Source organism: Alcaligenes sp. SORT26, from assembly GCF_017377875.1.
GTDB classification, from domain to species: Bacteria; Pseudomonadota; Gammaproteobacteria; order Burkholderiales; family Burkholderiaceae_B; genus Alcaligenes; species Alcaligenes parafaecalis.
Window position 1 is genome coordinate 3,467,816 of record NZ_CP070975.1, and the last position, 17,601, is coordinate 3,485,416.

At 53.1% G+C, this 17,601-nt stretch carries 16 protein-coding genes; 12 read left to right on the forward strand and 4 right to left on the reverse strand.

The window, feature by feature from the left end; all coding sequences use genetic code 11:
• Positions 1-165 precede the first annotated feature (165 nt).
• The 7 genes from virB5 to JYG33_RS15850 all read left to right on the forward strand — a co-directional run bounded on the left by virB5 (position 166) and on the right by JYG33_RS15850 (position 4,748).
• Positions 166-894 carry a P-type DNA transfer protein VirB5 gene (gene virB5, locus JYG33_RS15820; protein ID WP_207873127.1) on the forward strand — a complete coding sequence of 243 codons (729 nt, stop codon included), beginning with the start codon at positions 166-168 and terminating at the stop codon, positions 892-894.
• Positions 895-905: 11 nt separating this feature from the next.
• Complete coding sequence (locus JYG33_RS15825) at positions 906-1,346, forward strand: hypothetical protein (RefSeq protein ID WP_207873128.1); 441 nt, start codon at positions 906-908, stop codon at positions 1,344-1,346.
• Positions 1,343-1,603: an EexN family lipoprotein gene (locus JYG33_RS15830; RefSeq protein ID WP_207873129.1), complete on the forward strand. Its 261-nt coding sequence runs from the start codon at positions 1,343-1,345 to the stop codon at positions 1,601-1,603. The genes JYG33_RS15825 and JYG33_RS15830 overlap by 4 nt, the downstream gene beginning before the upstream one ends.
• A gap of 1 nt (position 1,604) precedes the next feature.
• Positions 1,605-2,684 carry a type IV secretion system protein gene (locus JYG33_RS15835; protein WP_243430204.1) on the forward strand — a complete coding sequence of 360 codons (1,080 nt, stop codon included), beginning with the start codon at positions 1,605-1,607 and terminating at the stop codon, positions 2,682-2,684.
• Positions 2,685-2,686: 2 nt separating this feature from the next.
• Positions 2,687-2,989 carry a hypothetical protein gene (locus JYG33_RS15840; protein ID WP_207873131.1) on the forward strand — a complete coding sequence of 101 codons (303 nt, stop codon included), beginning with the start codon at positions 2,687-2,689 and terminating at the stop codon, positions 2,987-2,989.
• 494 nt (positions 2,990-3,483) lie between these two features.
• A complete protein-coding gene (mobC, locus tag JYG33_RS15845) occupies positions 3,484-4,044 on the forward strand; it encodes a plasmid mobilization relaxosome protein MobC (protein WP_243430205.1) in 561 nt (186 codons plus the stop codon).
• Between the two features lie 119 nt (positions 4,045-4,163).
• A complete protein-coding gene (locus JYG33_RS15850; RefSeq protein ID WP_207873132.1) occupies positions 4,164-4,748 on the forward strand; it encodes a hypothetical protein in 585 nt (194 codons plus the stop codon).
• Positions 4,749-5,108: 360 nt separating this feature from the next.
• On the opposite strand, the gene JYG33_RS15855 is transcribed toward JYG33_RS15850, so the two are convergent.
• Complete coding sequence (locus JYG33_RS15855; RefSeq protein WP_207873133.1) at positions 5,109-10,475, reverse strand: ATP-binding protein; 5,367 nt, start codon at positions 10,473-10,475, stop codon at positions 5,109-5,111.
• A 272-nt stretch (positions 10,476-10,747) separates the two neighbouring features.
• Positions 10,748-10,933, reverse strand: a complete 186-nt coding sequence (locus JYG33_RS15860) for an antitoxin VbhA family protein (protein ID WP_207873134.1) — start codon at positions 10,931-10,933, stop codon at positions 10,748-10,750.
• A 635-nt stretch (positions 10,934-11,568) separates the two neighbouring features.
• On the opposite strand from JYG33_RS15860, the gene JYG33_RS15865 reads away from it, so the two are divergent.
• The 3 genes from JYG33_RS15865 to JYG33_RS15875 all read left to right on the forward strand — a co-directional run bounded on the left by JYG33_RS15865 (position 11,569) and on the right by JYG33_RS15875 (position 12,995).
• A complete protein-coding gene (locus JYG33_RS15865; RefSeq protein ID WP_207873135.1) occupies positions 11,569-11,745 on the forward strand; it encodes a hypothetical protein in 177 nt (58 codons plus the stop codon).
• Between the two features lie 214 nt (positions 11,746-11,959).
• Positions 11,960-12,589, forward strand: a complete 630-nt coding sequence (locus tag JYG33_RS15870) for a nucleotidyltransferase domain-containing protein (RefSeq protein ID WP_207873136.1) — start codon at positions 11,960-11,962, stop codon at positions 12,587-12,589.
• Positions 12,573-12,995 carry a hypothetical protein gene (locus JYG33_RS15875; RefSeq protein WP_207873137.1) on the forward strand — a complete coding sequence of 141 codons (423 nt, stop codon included), beginning with the start codon at positions 12,573-12,575 and terminating at the stop codon, positions 12,993-12,995. The genes JYG33_RS15870 and JYG33_RS15875 overlap by 17 nt, the downstream gene beginning before the upstream one ends.
• 59 nt (positions 12,996-13,054) lie before the next feature.
• Here JYG33_RS15875 and dkgB read toward each other — a convergent pair whose 3' ends face one another.
• Together dkgB and JYG33_RS15885 are read right to left on the reverse strand one after the other, a co-directional pair.
• A complete protein-coding gene (gene dkgB, locus JYG33_RS15880) occupies positions 13,055-13,858 on the reverse strand; it encodes a 2,5-didehydrogluconate reductase DkgB (protein ID WP_207873138.1) in 804 nt (267 codons plus the stop codon).
• 74 nt (positions 13,859-13,932) lie between these two features.
• Positions 13,933-15,138, reverse strand: a complete 1,206-nt coding sequence (locus JYG33_RS15885; protein WP_207873139.1) for an MFS transporter — start codon at positions 15,136-15,138, stop codon at positions 13,933-13,935.
• A gap of 103 nt (positions 15,139-15,241) precedes the next feature.
• Between JYG33_RS15885 and JYG33_RS15890 the strand changes: the two genes are divergently transcribed.
• Entirely contained in the window at positions 15,242-16,168 is a 927-nt protein-coding gene (locus JYG33_RS15890) for a LysR family transcriptional regulator (RefSeq protein ID WP_207873140.1), read from the forward strand.
• 91 nt (positions 16,169-16,259) lie between these two features.
• Complete coding sequence (gene chrA / locus JYG33_RS15895) at positions 16,260-17,462, forward strand: chromate efflux transporter (protein ID WP_207875895.1); 1,203 nt, start codon at positions 16,260-16,262, stop codon at positions 17,460-17,462.
• The last annotated feature ends 139 nt before the right edge of the window (positions 17,463-17,601 follow it).

Below are 17,601 nucleotides of genomic sequence, written 5' to 3' on the forward strand. Positions count from 1 at the left end.
GGATGCGGGCCTTAAAACAGCCCTGACCGTCGGGAACAGAACGACCGCTTAGACCACACCCCAAGAACGCGTAGCGAGCCGGGTACGACCCTTAAACAAGGTCTGACAGACGGGAACAGTACCGACCAGTGTCCGCAAGTCTTTCCATACTTCGGAGCAAATAACATGAAAATCTTTTCTATGCCCACGGGCGTAGCGGTTTCTCTCGTCCTAATTTCCTCGCAGGCGCTGGCCCAGATACCTGTGACTGATGGAGCAGCCATCAAAACGAGTGTTCAGCAGCAAGTGGAAACCATGGCGAAATGGAAGCTGCAATACGATCAAATGGTCAGCCAGATCGACCAGATGAAGCAGGAGTATCAGTCAATTACTGGGGTTCGCGGCTTGGGCGATGTTCTGAACAACCCTGCGTTGCGAGACTATCTTCCGGACGACTGGCAGGGCGTCTATGACAGCGTTAAAAGTGGTGGCTATGCAGGGCTAAGTGGCCGGGCTGGCCAGGTCTATAACGACAACAAAATTTACGACACCTGCGTAAACCATACGGATGAGCAAAGCCGGATCAGTTGCGAAGCGCAAGCAGTGAAGGGTGCTCAAGATAAAGCGTTTGCTTTGGATGCCTACGACAAGGCCAAAGAGCGCCTAGGGCAGATTGATGCCTTGATGCAAGAGATCAATCGCACACAAGACCCTAAGTCGATCGCAGAGCTGCAAGGGCGTATCGCGGCTGAGCAAGCATTGATTCAAAACGAGCAGACCAAGCTGCAGATGTACTCAATGGTTGCTTCGGCTGAAGATCGCTTGCAGCAACAGCGGCAGCGTGAAATCAATGCCAAGGTCTTTGCCAACCGAGAGTACACCAAGCATCAGCCTTTCAACTTGTTGAGCGAATGAGGGGAAGCATCATGACTTCTTATATTCACATCCCTATTCTGATTGCTTGCTTCTTCATGCTCTTGTCTATGCAGAGGTGGTGGCTGTGCATTAGCCGTATGGGCTTTGTTCGTGAGCTTGGCCGCCGTGCTCCTGCACTTGTACGGGGTGACGTTCTGGCTGTGGCGTTCGCCGCGAGTCCGTTCGTAATTGCCGTTCTGGATTGGCTTGGTTTTGCCATGCTGGGGCAGACTGTAATTGCCTCCCCTGTTGCTGTTTTTCTCTCTTTGGCAAGCCTGGGGGCTAGCGTATTCGTGTTGGGTAATTCCGGCGAACGCTTTGCCGGTCATTTGGCTGGCACCCGGGAAAGTGCCTTGCGTACCGTGGCGATGTTGCGCATCATCGACGCTGCTGAGTTGGCCCACGCTCTGGACGTGTTGCAACAACACGAAGCCCAGGAGGAAGGGCAATGAAAAAGCTTTCTATCGCCCTGGTCGTCGCTGCCTTCCTGACCGGCTGCTCCGAGAGCACTCCCGTTCAAACCGTCGACTGGTACAAGGCCCATGAGGTCGAACGCACAGCGATGATTGCCAAGTGCCAGGCCAATCCAGGCGAACTAGGCACATCCTCCAACTGCATCAATGCCATTACAGCGGCAAACCATCTGGCCGTCGAGAAGCGAGGTTATACGAAACATGCTCCCATAAATGCGCTGGAAGGGGGGCAATGACATGGCTATTGAATCGAATATCTTTGGGTGGATTGGCGAAAGCATCGACATGACGCTGGATACGTTCGTGCAAGTCACGTCAAGCAATGTCATTTCCATGTTCTCCGATACCTTGATCTTCGGTGGAACGTTGACCTTTGTGCTGATGGGGTTTGCTGTGATCCTGGGATACGTAGAAATTCCGGCATCTGTTTTTCTTAAAACCTGCGGCAAGTTCTTGCTCATAGGCGGCTTGGCGTTGACCGCTCCGACTTACCTTACATGGGTAGTTGAGGCCCTGCGCGGTTTGGAGGCAGGCTTGGCAGATGCCTTCTCGGCATCAGGTAGCGGCGTGGCAGCGACCTCCGTCTATCAGGTCATGGATAAGGTTGTGTCGGATGGCTTTCAGATTGGTGGCGACATGCTCGACAAAATGGGCAAGAGAAGCTGGTATGAAATCGGCATGGTGGTTTGGGACTTGTTGAACGCCATCATTATCTATATCGCTACGCTCCTTATCGCCATTCCAGCAGGTGCCATGGTCATTACCTCCAAAATCATGCTGACCGTCATGCTGGGTATCGGCCCCTTTTTTATCGCAATGCTAATGTTTCCAGTGACGGCCAAGTGGTTTGATAGTTGGATTGGGCAGGTGATGACTCCCATCATGCAGATAGCCTTAGTGACTACCGTTCTTGGCATGGGTACGACGTTCTTCAGTTCGCTTACCGCCAAGGTGTTGGCAGTGACCACTGATCACCCGATTGCCACCATGCTTGAAATCCTGATCGTTACGGGCGTGACGCTCTTTTTGTTGCAGAGGGCATATGCGGTTGGAGCAGCCTTGGCCGGTGGCATCTCTTCGGCAGGCATCAGTCTGCGAGATGTTGCCCAGGCTGCTGCATCGCCTGTGACTCATGGGCTAAACAGACAAAGTACAAGACGAGACCTGCAAAGCGGACAAATGGTCACAGCTGGTCGTTTGAACCATCTTGCAGCGGGGAACTCGATGCTTAATCCCGCCTACCGTCAGCACGTTATAGAAAGGCTACAGAAAACCCAGTGGGGCCGCCAAGGTGGCACTGCGAGCAAAGGAGATTAGCGGTGTTTACGATTAATGAGCACCACGCCCTGCTGCGTCTGATGCGGGTGTCGATGGGAGGCGTTCCCGATAGCAAACCCATTGCTCACTGGCTACAGCAATGGGATCGCATGAATGATCCAGCATCCTTAACTGCGTTGCAGGCTGATCTTGTCTTTAGCCACGCTAGAGATGTTGAGGAAATAACCTTGGCTGCAAAACGTACTGGAGCCAAACCTTCTACCCTCGGTCGCCGTGAATACGAAAATTTCATGGAGATCATTGCTCGCTCATACCCGTTACCAAGCCAGGAGCATGAACGCTAACAGGATTTGAGTCGTGTAGTACCTGGAGCAACCCCCTTCGGGTTGCATACCGCGTCCGACCTTGCCGGACAGGCTGCGGGGGCAGGTTCAGCGGCTTTGCCTTGCTCCTACCCCTTGCCAACAGGCTGTAAGGCATCCATGCGTATCAAGGGTGAAGGCTACGCCCAACATCCTCACCCGGTCGCCCTGGTGGGCGCTACGGCTTCCGGTGTTGCCCTTGACACCCATAGACGCCAATCACGATCGGAAACCTCTTTACTTGTCGGATTGGGATTCCTTGGTCATGACCAAGGAATTTAAGGTTGGGTGAGTTAGTTTGGGATAGCTGGTCGTCTGTGAGCCATCAGATGAGACGCAGTACATCAACAGAAAAAACCTTGGTCATGACCAAGAAACGGACTGGGGTAAGGACTATTGCAGGATAGGCTAACCGCCGGTGAACTACCGGGGTAGTCTGGGAATTTGGACAATTTGAATGGGATTGGGTGGCTGTTATGAGTGGAGAACAAGAAAAACCTAAGAAAGCGTCCCTATACATGGATGTTTACTTGGGCGACCTCAAAATTCCTTGGGTCGAATATTGTGCATCTGTAGGCAAAAAACCGGGTGCTGCGTTGCGGGAAGCGATTAAAAAGCAACTTGCCGGATTGCAGGCAGACAAGGCTAGGACGGTTTTCACTCAAGTTGAGGAAACCAGTCGGGAAACTAAAAAACGCTTTGAGATACTTTTGACCGTCTCCGAACGTGAAGCCTTGGAGATACGAGCGAAAGAAGCCGGTAGTTCTATTCGGCAATTTATTGTTGATGCGGTTAGAGCAACGCTGACTCACGAGCCTCAGTATTCAATGAAAGAAATCGAAAGCCTTGGAGAGTCGAACTATCAACTTTTGGCGATAGGTCGAAATTTGAACCAGATTGCTAGAAGGCTGAACGAGGGTAAATATGAGCCTGTTACCGTCCAACGAATAGAGGAACTTTCAAAATCTTTACGGCAGCACGCTAAAAAAGTCAGTGACTCCATAGGAGCCAATATTGAGCGTTGGAATTTGAGGTGAGTGGCTTTTGTCTGTCTACTTTCGGCTGATAACAGGCGAGCGATTATTGGCCTACTTTAATCATCACAGTCTACAATTTTGAAATTATCATGTTTGCCTAAAATCCAGAGGAGGCGCTATTGACCATTGCAGCGCGAATTCAAGAATGCACCAATAAGCTCGCTCTAGGGGATGCCGAAAATGCGTTCATACAACTGGCAATTGCTATCGATGGCACAGCTAAGCAGCTTTATTCAAGAAAAAAGACCTCTGAGCGCTGTAAACAATTCTTGAAAGACAGCCTGCCTTTTATTCTTTGGTCACTAAGCAATGGAACACCGGCTAAAACGGGTAGCCTTTCGTTCGAAATTTCGAATTCTAGCGAATACATTGAGTTCGAAGATATTGTCTACAAAGTCATGCGCTGCTCTTTACTCCACGACGGCGAGCTCTCGGAAAAGGTGGAGTTTGTCAACGCAGCCTACATCGGCACGCTCAACGGGAAGTTGCAGTTCCCTTTAGCATTAATCGGCTCCTTGCTCTTCGCAGTGATCGCCAGCCCAGTGAACGAGCGCCAACGAGTTTCTGAGTCAACGTCATTCACTTTTGGTACGACCAAGGTCCCTGTAAACCATATGCTTGGCAGTCTGGAAAGAACTAAAAGAGCTATTCGTAACGGCTTTCTGTATGACGTGGAACATCTTATTGAGAATTCTAGAAGCTAAGCGGAACAACCTTACATCTAAACCTTAATTGAAGCGGAGTGCCTTCGGCTCTCGCTGAACTCCTACTTTAGCGGTTGTCCGCTTTGAGTCGAAAGCCGCCGATCACGGTTAATTGCTATCGACCCTTCTTGGAGGTTTAAGCCATCCAGGACGAATGACTGCTTTGGCCTCAAGTCGATCGCTGAGAAAGTCAAACAGTATCCCATAGCGGGCATCCAAAAACGCGCCGCTAAAGCGGTATTTAGAGGCAAAAATTTGGCGGTTGCTGGCTTAGCCTCTAGTCAAAACCGTTTGCTCCAAGCTGTGAGGATGCCGAGTGTTTATTGTTATATATGTAAATGAGAATTAATTATTTAATGGTCATCGGATCTGGGATCGGGCTTGCACGCTTTTGAATGCCTCAGTTTGTTCAAGTGCAGCACTTCTTCGATCACCAAGATCGATTAATGCGTCAAGAATCCACAGCAGACCCTGAGCCTGATCCGGCCGTAGCGGGAAATTGGCGTCGGCAAGTTGTTGCACAACCGCCGCTGTTCGTGCTGGAAGACTCGTGCCCACCCAGTTGCCTCTTGCGCTGTCCAGCTGCGTTAGTACTGCGCTGGCCTGCTCGATGAAATGGTCGAGTGGGTACGCTCTCCCGGCGCGCTCACATAGCAGGAGAAACTTCGACATGACGAAGGCAGACCATCCCGTGGCGGTCACCAGGCGAGTGACCGTCGGCATGACCAGACTGATCTCGGACCAATCGCCATTTACGAAGCGAGCGGCTCCGGTAGCCCTTTCGACATTGACTATTAGCAGGGCCTCGATAAGCTTTGGCATCTCACGCCCGGAGACTTCTCCCGCGCGGTATCCGCCTGGTCTAAATGTGCTGTCAGAGATTACGTGGTCGGCGCAGAGTCCCAGCAACTCAAAAGTACCGGCGGGTATTTTTGTGGCATCCAGAACATGGCGCGTGACCAACCTGTCGGTGAACGCGGCGATAACATTAAGGCTATTGTTATCGTGGTTTTGAAGGAAAGGCGCGAGAAGTTGCCCCTCAATGACGGCAAGATCGAAGAATGGCGCTGCACGCGCCAACACATCACCCAGCGCATTGTCCCAACCTATCAGATCGGAGGCGCAGTCGCGCCTCTGTTCCATGCCTTTGGGCGGGTTCATCCGCAGGATCGTCCAGTTGACGAGACTTTTGACCAATGCGAGTACAAGTGGTTTTGTCTCGTCTGAAGTGCACCATTTCTCGATCGGAAAATCTCCGAGATGTTTCTCGGCACGTCGCGGATCAAACAGCGGGTCAGGTTCAGTCCATCGGCCCTTGTTATCAGCATCATCCTTATCATCCGAAGCGGATGGCAATTTGACCCAAGCGGGCGGCATCGGGCCAAAAGCTCCAAACTCCCTTGACTTAAGTCCCTTGAGGGCACGATCAAGTGCAGCCTGCGTCGCCAATTTTGCTGTACGGTTGTCCCGCTCGCCATCCCCGCTTATTACTGGTTGGTAGTAATGCGCCCTTTCCAATACTAGCTGAGCGATAACCCAGGAAACATGGGGGTCGGGGTCGGCAAGTAGTGCTGAAAAGGCACAGTCTGCGGCCTCCTCGTGTGGGTGAGCAGTTAACCAGATTAACCTTCGCGCAGGCTCGAGGTTAGACGGATTGTTGCGCCTCAGGTGAAGCAACGCGAATATCAGTTGCAGTACAGGATGCCATGCGATTTTCGAGCCGTAGGAAAATCCCGCTGGCTCCTTCATGCCCTCGATCCGCGCCATTACATCTATCGCCCATTTGTAATTTTCGGATAGGGGGGGGCTGAAACAGATGACACACGCGGCGACCGCCGCGACCAAGCTTTGGGGTGTGTGGTTTTCGACATCTAAACGTTCCGCAAAGAGCGTAGGGTGGTCCAGCGGGCGAGCGAGCGCGACAGCATCCATCAGTGTTTTGTCTGTATCGATTGCAAAAGCACGTAGCGATTTTACTGCCCACGTTAGGACGCCGTTTTGCTGCAAGTACACGCCTGCGGCTTCGCCGCGCGTAATAGCCTCCTGCGAAAGCGGTGGATGATAGGCGATCATGGTTCGATTATCGGGTGTGCGATATCCCTGGTAATTATCGACGACAGCAAGCGCAGCGTATTCCTCCGCCTGCTTTGTGAGCGTGGCTGTGGAGGCTGGGTTTGAGCGTTGCTCTTCTAACTGATACGGGAGTGCTGTGACAAAACTCGCCAATGCCTGCTTAAACCGCTCCGTGATCTCTGCATTGCCATTGATCGCGAATTGCATGGCAAGCTGCTTTATGTCGCGAAATCGGCTGGGCCGCTTATCGAGATAATCCTGCGCAGCTTTTTTTACGCCTGTTAGCCGATTAAAGATTCCAAATCCAAAAAGATCGATGTTTCGAGTCGGCTCCTGACGAACACGCTCGATATCAAACGGCCAAAGGCGCTGGCATGTCACTAGAGCCAGCGTGACTTCGGAGATATGTGAAGTCTCCAATGCCAAGCGGAGCGCGAGGCCCGGAGCGGCTATCGCTTCGTTGCCCTGCACGATGAGTTGGATCACCTCATCAACGGGTCGGCCGCTTTCGATTTGATGAAAGGCCCAGTAGCTCATGGCCAGAAAGGCGCAGTCAAGCGGTTGCGCGCCAAGCTGGCCAAGTTGCCAATTGTAAGTAGACCAATCGCCCCAAAACTGCTGCTTACCCCACGGGAAGGTGATTTCTGTAGGGATCGGGGTACCGTGTTGGAGACGCGTGATGTTCGCTATCTGCCGCCAGCCGGTTGTTCCATGATTGGCTAGATCATGTACAAGCTGTAAGGCAACCTCCGGCTTCTTATTGAAGAGACTGGCAAAGGGCTCATGCATCGCCGAGACCGGGGAATAGAAGTTGTGATGCCGGTCAATCCCGATCTCCTCGCGCCCAAGGCCGCCATAGCTATGGGGGATGTGGAAAGGGATGTGCTCAAGCATGCGCCTCTCGTGCTCGGTCCGTTCAGTTTCCGGTTTGTCGCGAATTCGTTGGATCCATTCGGCGGCTTCACGCCGTTCGCGTTTCTCTCGATCAAGGTGATCTTGCGGCAGCTCCTGCTGTAGCTCGGCCTTTGTGACTGCTGCCAACCTTTCGGGTGAGACTTCTGCCATCATCCAGGCGAGTGCCATGAGATCAGAATACGCGTCGCGGCGCATTCGTTCGTTGACGGTTGCACGCTCGAAGAGCGTATTAGCGTATTCAGGAAACGCCCGCGCGGCGCGCACGATAACGATCCTTAGCGCTGTAGCAAACTGCGTTTTCGCATCGCGGCCAAGTTCGTCCCAGCGGCTACGCTCAAATACCTGCTTTTCAGAATAAGCCGTTTGCTCAAAATCGATCAGCCACTCAGCGCAGATGGCAACGATGGCTTTTGACCGCGCAGTGCAGAAGTCTGATAACGCGTTCTGCCAAACGGAGAAAACTTCGACTACCCTGGGGAGGAGCCGGACAGGTAGCGTAGCTGCGAGCGGCAGAAGCCAGTCAAGAAAACGCCCCCAGCTTGTGAAGTCCGAGGGCCAACTCAGAAGCTCAGCAAGGCTTACCTGATCGAGCCCTGATTGACCCGGAGAGGTCTGGGCAAGGACAGTTGGGCTGGGAATTGTGTGTTGGGCCTGGAACCAGACTAATAGCTTTTCGAGCAGCACATAATCGTTAGTCGCCACAAGTTCAGTGAATTCCTTTTGGCTATTGAGGAATGTGCTTGTGAACGGAGGTGCGGTTAGCCATTCCCGACGCCATTGGGGCCGAAGCGTTGATTGATCTAGGGCGACGTAACTAGCCGACCACTGGCCCGCCTCTGCGATCGAATGCTGAGCCAAGAGGCCGACGACGCGCCCTAGGAGTGGAGGTTCGCCAGCGTGCGCTAGCCCTTCGATCCATGTGTCGCCTAGGTCGATGAGAAGGCGGAAAAATGTCCATTCAAAGAATATGTCGTGCGAAAATGAAAAGGAGGCGTCGCCATTATTCCCACGAAGGAGTAAGTCGCTCTTCAACGCCGCAATGTGCATAAACGTAGGTTCTGCCAGCGAGCGGGCCGCGACATTCTTCCCAAGGTTGGTAACTCCCTTTTCCGCAATATCGAGCAGTGCGCGTTGCCGCTGCGGCACGACTTCCGCAGCGGCATCGTGGCCTGCTCGAGCCCACCAAGCGTTGATTAGATCGACCTCTGTCTGTGGTTCGGTTGTCTCATTGGAAAAGCTTCGGGCAAGCACCGCGGCGAAGAACGGGCGCCGCGCTATCGCCTTTACTGACGGCGCTCCCATCAAAAGGTGATGAAGGCCTGGTTTTTCCTTCGCCAGTACCTTAGCTTCGTCGTCATTGAATGGCTCAACCTGAACGTCACCAATCTGAGTGCCGCTATAGAAGGTCGATGGAAACCAAGCACGATATGTTTCAAGCCCTTGGTCACGTGAGGTGGCCAGAACCTGCCAATTGCTGAGGTCTGGGTTAGCCTCGATTGCATTGAGGATGTCGAGAATGATCCGCTTCTGGTCGGGGGTGATGCGATCAATTCCATCGATGTAGAGTGTAGCCGTGCCAGCTGCGCCCATCTCCGCAAGGATGTCGCCAAGCTTCCGGTGTTTGACACCCAGCGCTGCAGCAAACTCCAACCAGCTCTTCCCGGTCAGTCGGTCCGACTTTAGGAAAAGGATCGGCCCGCGCTGCGCGGCCTCTGTGGCTACCCGTTTAAGCACGACAGATTTGCCGCACCCTGGGAGGCCACTGATGTTTACTACACGGCTGGCGGCAAGGCGATCATGCACGGCTTGTTGAAGCACGGCCCGGTCAACCTCGAACCCGTCGATGCTCTCGGCAATTTCGTTGAGACCATCACGGGAGAACTGTACAAGGGTGTCGATGTCGCTGCGAAAGCTCGGCGAGATCTTTAGCCGGACTACACCACGAAGCTGCGCGAGTAGAGCAGCCCGGGTCCATTTTCGGGCTGTGCCAGTGCCATCGCGAACAATGCGACAGAGGCGATCAAAAAGTAGAACCTCCAGCCCATCCTCATTGCTTGCAACAAGCTCTTGAAGGCGGTTTGTGATCTCTGCCCAAAAGATGCCGGTCTCTTCGAGGCCGCTAAATCGAGCGGCAACAAACTGACGGTAGAATTTCCAACCGTCCTCAGCGCTGCATGCTCCGATGAGCGGAGCCAGTTCGTCCCGAAGAGCGCGTTCTGCAGCTGCAGCTGCACCATCCGCCGCAAAGCGTCGGTCGAAATCTGCGGGCGTGGGACTACTTACCGCCCAATCGATGAGGCGGTTGAGCGACCGATGTTTGGCTTCAGCTACATTGTCGACGACGTAACCATAAGCGTCCCGATCGACTTGAAAACCTGGAGTTTTTCGGGTTTCTTTCGCGCGGTTGAGAACGTCGCGGAAATCCTTGTTAGTAGTGGCTCCGCTCACAGTGATCGTGGATTTCACTTGAAGACCCAACATTCTTGGGCCGTCAGCATCTTGAAACTCGACTATAAGATCATCCATCGGCTGGCCGTGGCCCGCTTGCTGGGTGGCAACGCTGCTCACGGTGCCGTGCTGAAGCATGGCATTCTCACTGCGAAGAAGAGCCGCTAAATAATAGGCGACCACCTTGTCTTCATAAGTGAAGCCAGTGCCACCGGTCAGTTCGGTAGATGTTGCCTGTTTTTTCCCCACTCCCTGCTGTGGGGGCTGTTTGTTGTTTGTAGATTTAGTCAAGCTTGCCTCTAATCAAATCGTCACCACCCCTCCGAGCCTGAAATGCGAAGCTCAAACCTTCCTCAACGGCTGACTCCTGAGTTGGAGTCGAGTCTAACTTGGCGAGAATAATGAGAGAAGGGGTTGCGTGTTAGCGGTAGTGTCGATACTAGTGCGGTGCAACGTGGACAGTCCTTTAACGGTTTCATTTTTAGCTTTTAACCTCACACGTGTCCATCGCCTGCAATTGGCTAAAAAACTATTCGCTAACATCAAACTCAGCCCAACGAAATTCAATCAATTATTTCTCTACTTCTCTTGGTTTTTTTGTAGAAGAGACTAATTAGCTCTTGGATATTGATGTCACCTTCAATATATTTCTGAGCTTGTGCCGAAGTATCCTCGGGTATAACAAAACCTTCCAACTCTACCGACGCCCGAGCAGCATCAGAGGCCGCCTTTCGCTCAGCTTTACTCATATCGCACCACCCTCATGTAAGAAGCCACGGAATTAAGGCCTAAAGATCAGAAGCAATCAGCGCTACCACGAACAGAAAAATGCAGTACAGCCACATCTTGGCCAGGAACATTTCTACATGGGCGATGCCATGTGCACAAGCTACAATGTAGTGATCTAAAAGCTCCATCCCTCTTCCTGTCTTGGCCGGCTAAAAAACGATGGCGTAGATGTACGGATTGATCACCTGATTTCGGTACAGTATCGGTACAGTGAGTAGTTTTCACTAAATTGCGCTAAGTTGACTAACTCACTGATTCTTAAGTTATTTATAGTTTTATTATATCAACTTAAGGTGAATGGTTTTACCTCACAAAGCACTGTTTCTTCGCGACTCAAAATCCCCCGCCGCAAGGCGTGCCGGTTCGATTCCGGCCCCGGGCACCATATAAAATCTTCCTAAAGTTCAAACAGTTGGAAGATATCGTAGTTTCCTTCCCGGTTCAGGGAATCCTCATAATGCGTAAGTAAATACAGAATTGGTACGTTGCCATTTACCTTGTTCTGCGATCCTCCATAGCGCTTGTACTTTGTCCTTTATTACCGTCTAGACAGCACTCTCGATGGTTAGCCACCTATATTGATGAGGTGTTGCTTATGGTCTATGTGGCGGAGGTGCCCTCTGAGATCACTCGGCATCTGAAAGCGCGTGCGCATCATTTCGCTTTGATGGACACGCTGAACAACGACAAACACATCGTTGAATCTACGCCCTTCGATATGTCGATGACGATTGAGCAGTTTGCGGTTTTCTTCGGCACGCCTTGGCAGTAGGCAGCGGGAAATAGTACAGAGTAATTCGCTAGATCTAAAGGATGCTCTAGAAGCGCACCCGATCATGAGCTCTCAGGCCTTAGGGTAAGTGAAAGTGTGTGGCGGGTTACGCGACATTCTGCTGGGGCCAGCGCAGCTACTATATGAGGCGTTGCGCGCGAAGTCCGACGAAGCCGGTTGTGCTATTTCCTAGTCAAAAAACCCCAAAATGGGTATGATAAACCCCAATATGGGTATAAAAACTACCGCTGCATCTCCTCGCAGCCTATCCGGCGCTCTCTTTCCCGGCACCAAGCAACGCGTGCTGGGAATTTTGTATGGTCAGCCCGACCGTAGCTTTTATGCGAATGAATTAATCAATCTGGCCGCCAGTGGGTCAGGTGCTGTTCAGCGGGAATTGGCCACGCTCACGAACAGTGGCCTAGTGACGGTAAGAACGGTTGGCAACCAGAAGCACTACCAAGCCAATGCAGAATCACCTATCTTCAACGAACTACGTTCCATCATCCAGAAGACGGTAGGTTTAGCTGATCCATTGCGCGAGGCTCTTCAGACGATGGCAGGTCGGATTACAGCGGCTTTTGTGTATGGTTCTGTCGCCAAGAAGACAGATACTGCGAGCAGCGATATTGATCTGATGGTGATCAGTGATGAACTTAGCTACGGGGAGCTCTTCATGGCCTTGGAGGAAGTAAGCAATACTCTCGGTCGCCCCGTCAATCCCACGATTCTGTCGCGTGAGGAGTTTCGTCAACGCATTGCCAAGCAGGAGTCTTTCCTGACTCGAGTCATTGAGCAACCCAAGATTTGGGTCGTAGGAGAAAGCAATGACCTCAGCGTTTGAAAATCTAAGTGGGCCGGGTAAGGCATTGCGAGCTGAACCTCCGGATAAGCGTGAGTTTGAAGGTTTAGTACGTTCAGGACAAGCGCGGTTAAGTGATGCTTTGAACACATCGCTATCTATTGAAAGCCGTTTCGATCTGGCTTATAACGCCGCCCACGCTTTCTGTCTCGCAGCCCTACGCTGGCATGGTTATCGTTCCAGCAACCGATATGCCCTATTCCAGTTGTTACCGCACACTCTTGATCTCGGTCCTGCTGTTTGGCGTGTACTCGACAAGTGTCACAATATTCGCAACTTGGGTGAGTATGAAGGTGACTTAAATATCGATGATCGTATCGTCACCGATCTGCTCACTGCATGTCAGGTTGTGGCTGAACGTGTTAATGCTCTAACGCCGTTGTCGTAAATGTTGGAAGAAAGGTGGCCGTACGCCACCTTCTTACATTGGTGCGGTAAATCAGACTTTCAATCCCATGCCGGTGCCAGGCCTTCGGGATCGACTAGGCGCTCTCCGCGATCCAGCTCAGTAATCCTCTTCAGGTCCTCCACATCCAGCTCCAAATCCCCAGCCTTACGATTGCTTTCCAAGTTCGCCCGCTTGGTCGATGACGGGATAACAGCAAACCCTTGATGCATGGCCCATGCCAGCGCCACCTGTGCTGCTGTCGCTCCGTGTTTAGCCGCAATCTCTTGCAGCACCGGGTCTTGCACTGCCTTGCCATAAGCCAGCGTCATATAGGAGGTCAGATGCACATTCCTCTCACGCGCAAAGGCAGCCAGCTTGCTGTTTTGCAGGTAGGGGCTGATCTCCACTTGGTTGGTGGCAATGTTTTCCGCGCCAATGGCATGAATGGCTTCGTCCAGCAAAGCAATATTGAAATTGGATACGCCGATCTGTCGTGTCAGGCCGTGTTCGCGTGCCTCCAGCAAGGCTTGTAAGGACTCCTTCAATGGCACAGTGCCCTCTGGGGAGGGCCAGTGGATCAACGTCAGGTCTACGTAGTCTGTACGTAGTTTTTGTAGACTGGCTTTCAGGCTCGGGATGAGTTGGTCACCCGCTAAGTTGTCGACCCAGATTTTGGTGGTGATGAACAGTTGCTCTCGGGGTATGCCAGACTCGGCGATGGCCTGGCCAACTTCAGCTTCATTCCCGTAGATTTGGGCGGTATCGACGGCGCGATAGCCGACTTCAAGGGCGTTGCGGACCGAGTCTATGGCTGTTTGCCCTTGTAAGCGGAAGGTGCCGACGCCCATTTGTGGGATAGACATTGTGATAACTCCATTTGAGTAGATTTGGACGTTCGGCAGGAACGTCCGTATGTGAATAAAACAGCCGTCGTTTGTTAGCAGGCTGCCAGGGGTGCCGCTTTAATATCGGCTGCCACTTTCTGGTCGCGCTGATCCAGCTTTCCAGCCCAGACCGTCAGGCCTAAAGCCAGCAGCACGACGATGGCGCCGATCCAGGCGGTGTGTATCAGGCCGGCATTGGCCACGATCAGCCCGCCGCCCCAGGCACCGATAGCAATGCCGATATTGAAGGCTGCGATGTTCAGTCCCGAGGCCACATCGACTGCTTCAGGCACAAAGCGCTGAGCTTGGTTGACCACGTAGATTTGCAATCCGGGCACATTGCCAAAAGCGACGCCACCCCAGGCCAATACGGTAGCCAGCATTAGCCAACGATTCGTAGCAGTGAAGCTCAGCACCAGCAGAAGCGCGGCAAGTAGCAAGAAAATCAGTTTCAAGGCAGGAATCGGGCCGCGTTGGTCGGCCAGTTTGCCGCCCCACAAGTTGCCGATCGCAACCGATACGCCGTAAGCCAGCATCACTCCACCCACGGCGTGGCTGGAGAAGCCCGTGATTTGCTCCAGCATGGGAGCCAAGAATGTGAAGGCAGTGAAGGAGCCGCCGTAGCCCACAGCGGTCATCGCGTAAACCAATAAGAGTCGTGGTTGTGCGAAGACGCTGATTTGCTGGCGCAGGGTAGCCGGTTTGTTATGTACTACGTTCTTAGGTACAAAAAGCAGAGTTCCCAGAAATGCGATCACCCCCAAAGCGGCGACGGCTAAAAAGGTAATGCGCCAGCCGTATTGCTGGCCCAGAAAAGTGCCTAGTGGCACACCTGTGACTAGCGCCACGGTCAAACCAGTGAACATGATCGCGATAGCACTGGCGGCTTTTTCTTTGGGGACCAGGCTGGCGGCAATGGTGGAGCCAATAGAAAAGAAAACGCCATGTGCCAGTCCGGTCAGGATGCGGGCGACGATTAGTGATTCGTAGCCTGGTGCCTGCCAGGCGACCAGGTTGCCAAGGGTGAACAAGGCCATCAAACCCAGCATCAGAGCTTTGCGTGGGACCTTGCCGGTCAGGGCGGTCAGGACGGGGGCACCAACCGCAACGCCCAGAGCATAGAGGCTGACCAGCAGCCCGGCAGAGGGCAGGCTGACATTAAGATCAGCCGCAATAGTGGGTAAAAGGCCAACGATGACAAACTCTGTCGTTCCGATGGCAAAGGCACTAATGGTGAGTGCCAGTAAAGCGATAGGCATAACTGCTTCCTTGCGGGGGGCTTTGCAAAGATGCCATTGTCTGCTTGCTGATTTATTCGAAAAAGCCCATATTTAGGGAAATACATTTGATTTAAATTCAACAATGAAAACGACTTTTGATGAGTTGCAGGCTTTGATTGCTGTAGTGGACACAGGCGCTATCTCGCGGGCGGCTGAACGTCTTGGCTTGACTGTTTCCGCCGTCAGCCGCAGCTTGAGTCGCCTTGAGGAAAAGTTGAGCACCACCTTGCTGCGACGTACTACCCGTCGACTGGAGCTGACTGAGGAAGGTGCCGTTTTTCTGGAGAAAGCCAGAGCGATTGTGGCCAGTGTGGAGGAAGCGGAGGAGGATCTGGCCGTGCGGCGTGAACAGCCTGCCGGGCGTTTACGTGTGGATGCGGCCTCGCCTTTTATCCTGCATTGCGTGATCCCTTTGGTGGCGGGCTACCGGGAGCGTTATCCGCAAGTGTATCTGGAACTGACTAGTAACGAAGGCTGGATTGATCTGTTGGAGCAGCGCACCGATGTGGCGATCCGTATTGGCAGGCTTAAAGACTCCACCTTGCATGCACGGCCTATCGGCAGTTGTCGTTTACGTGTTCTGGCGTCTCCTGTTTATCTGAAAAAGCACGGTCATCCGCGTGATGTGGCGGAGTTGGAGAATCATGTGCTGCTGGGTTTTACTCAGCCCTTAAGCCTGAATGATTGGCCTTTGCCCGCACCGGATGGAATGCCATTGCATATCAAGCCGACTATTGCGGCTTCCAGCGGGGAAACCTTGCGACAATTGGCGCTGGCAGGGCAGGGGATGGTGTGCTTGTCGGACTTCATGACGCATCGGGATCGTGCCGAGGGGCGTTTGGTGGAGGTGCTCCCCAAGCAGGCGCTGGAGATGCGTCAGCCCATCAATGCTGTTTACTATCGCAACACCGCTTTATCGGCCAGGATCTCTACCTTCGTCAGTTATTTGAGTGAATGCTGGGATGCCAATACGGGTGGGTGTAGTGCTGTGGAGCCTCATAAAAAATAATGAGTAGTAATTTCAGGTGCCGCACCGTAGTCGGGGCCTGATTGCTTTCGGGGGAGTTCAAACGGTGACGAATGGTTCTAGCAGCAAGCCTTTGCCGCAGCCAGTGGCGATTCAGCAGGGCAAGCCTCTGGAGGTTTTTTGGTCCTTCTTGAAACTGGGCCTGACCTCATTCGGTGGGCCTATCGCGCATCTTGGATACTTCCGTTCAGAGTTTGTGGAGCGTCGTCGTTGGCTGGATGAGCACAGCTATTCCGATCTGGTCGCCTTGTGTCAGTTCCTGCCCGGACCGGCCAGTAGTCAGGTGGGAATGGCGATTGGCTTGGGGCGTGCGGGCTGGCTGGGTTTGTTGGCGGCATGGACAGGTTTTACTTTGCCCTCGGCAATTGCGCTGATTCTGTTTGCCTTGGGTTTGGCCGGGCTTCAAGGGGTTGCTGAGTCTCCTTGGGTGCATGGCCTCAAGATTGTGGCTGTAGCGATTGTGGCGCAGGCGGTGCTGGGTATGGCTCGTTCTTTATGCCCTGATCGGGGCAGGGCGACATTGGCGATTTTGGCGGCCTTGTTGAGCCTTTTGCTGCCCTCTGCGTTCGGGCAAGTGGCCGCTATTGTGATCACGGGTCTGCTAGCTTGGTGGAAGCTGGATGTGGCCCAGACAGGTGCTGCGCAGGCTCATGTGTATCCAGTATCTCGCAAGGTGGGGATGGCGGCTTTGTTGCTCTTTGCAGGCTTGTTGATTGCCTTGCCTGTGTGGGCGGCGCTTACGGGATCGTCCACGGTGCAGTTGCTGGAAGGAGTGTATCGCTCCGGAGCTTTGGTGTTTGGAGGCGGGCATGTGGTCTTGCCGCTGTTGCAGGCCTCGGTGGTGCCCAGCGGGGTAGTCAGCAATGCGGATTTGATGGTGGGCTACGGCGCTGCTCAAGCTGTTCCGGGACCGTTGTTTACCTTTGCAGCGTATATCGGGGCGATTGCTCAAGGGCCCTTGCATGGATGGCTGGGTGGGCTGGTTTTACTAGTGGTGATTTTTGTACCGGCGTTTTTAATTTTGATTGGCGTCTTGCCCTTTTGGCAGAGCTTGCGGCACAGAGCAGGAATTCGGACGGCGATGGCCGGTGTGAATGCGGGTGTGGTCGGCATTCTGGGGGCAGCCTTGTATGACCCGGTGTGGACCAGTGCCATTCACAGTCGGGCGGATTTTGGGCTGGCTTTGCTCTTGTTTGGTTTGTTGACGGTAGGGCGTGTGCCACCTGCTGTTGTGGTGTTTTTAGCAGGATTTGGAGCTTGGATGATGTCGTCCTGATACGAACGGCTGCTTGTGTCTCGACGTGTGCTTTCCGTTGCTGAAGATAGAGGTTTTCCCTATGAAAAGGCGGTTTTCTGCTTTATGTGGATAAGCCCTGCAGAAACTGGATAGATGAAAGAAAACCGATCCCCTACGA

What these genes read in the sequence shown, in the direction of transcription:
- JYG33_RS15860 (WP_207873134.1), bottom strand. Translation starts at nt 10,933, where the DNA reads ATGAGTAAAGCTGAGCGAAAGGCGGCCTCTGATGCTGCTCGGGCGTCG.
- JYG33_RS15885 (WP_207873139.1), bottom strand. Translation starts at nt 15,138, where the DNA reads ATGCCTATCGCTTTACTGGCACTCACCATTAGTGCCTTTGCCATCGGA.
- dkgB (WP_207873138.1), bottom strand. Translation starts at nt 13,858, where the DNA reads ATGTCTATCCCACAAATGGGCGTCGGCACCTTCCGCTTACAAGGGCAA.
- mobC (WP_243430205.1), top strand. Translation starts at nt 3,484, where the DNA reads ATGAGTGGAGAACAAGAAAAACCTAAGAAAGCGTCCCTATACATGGAT.
- JYG33_RS15865 (WP_207873135.1), top strand. Translation starts at nt 11,569, where the DNA reads ATGGTCTATGTGGCGGAGGTGCCCTCTGAGATCACTCGGCATCTGAAA.
- JYG33_RS15870 (WP_207873136.1), top strand. Translation starts at nt 11,960, where the DNA reads ATGATAAACCCCAATATGGGTATAAAAACTACCGCTGCATCTCCTCGC.
- JYG33_RS15890 (WP_207873140.1), top strand. Translation starts at nt 15,242, where the DNA reads ATGAAAACGACTTTTGATGAGTTGCAGGCTTTGATTGCTGTAGTGGAC.
- JYG33_RS15835 (WP_243430204.1), top strand. Translation starts at nt 1,605, where the DNA reads ATGGCTATTGAATCGAATATCTTTGGGTGGATTGGCGAAAGCATCGAC.
- JYG33_RS15875 (WP_207873137.1), top strand. Translation starts at nt 12,573, where the DNA reads ATGACCTCAGCGTTTGAAAATCTAAGTGGGCCGGGTAAGGCATTGCGA.
- virB5 (WP_207873127.1), top strand. Translation starts at nt 166, where the DNA reads ATGAAAATCTTTTCTATGCCCACGGGCGTAGCGGTTTCTCTCGTCCTA.
- JYG33_RS15830 (WP_207873129.1), top strand. Translation starts at nt 1,343, where the DNA reads ATGAAAAAGCTTTCTATCGCCCTGGTCGTCGCTGCCTTCCTGACCGGC.
- JYG33_RS15825 (WP_207873128.1), top strand. Translation starts at nt 906, where the DNA reads ATGACTTCTTATATTCACATCCCTATTCTGATTGCTTGCTTCTTCATG.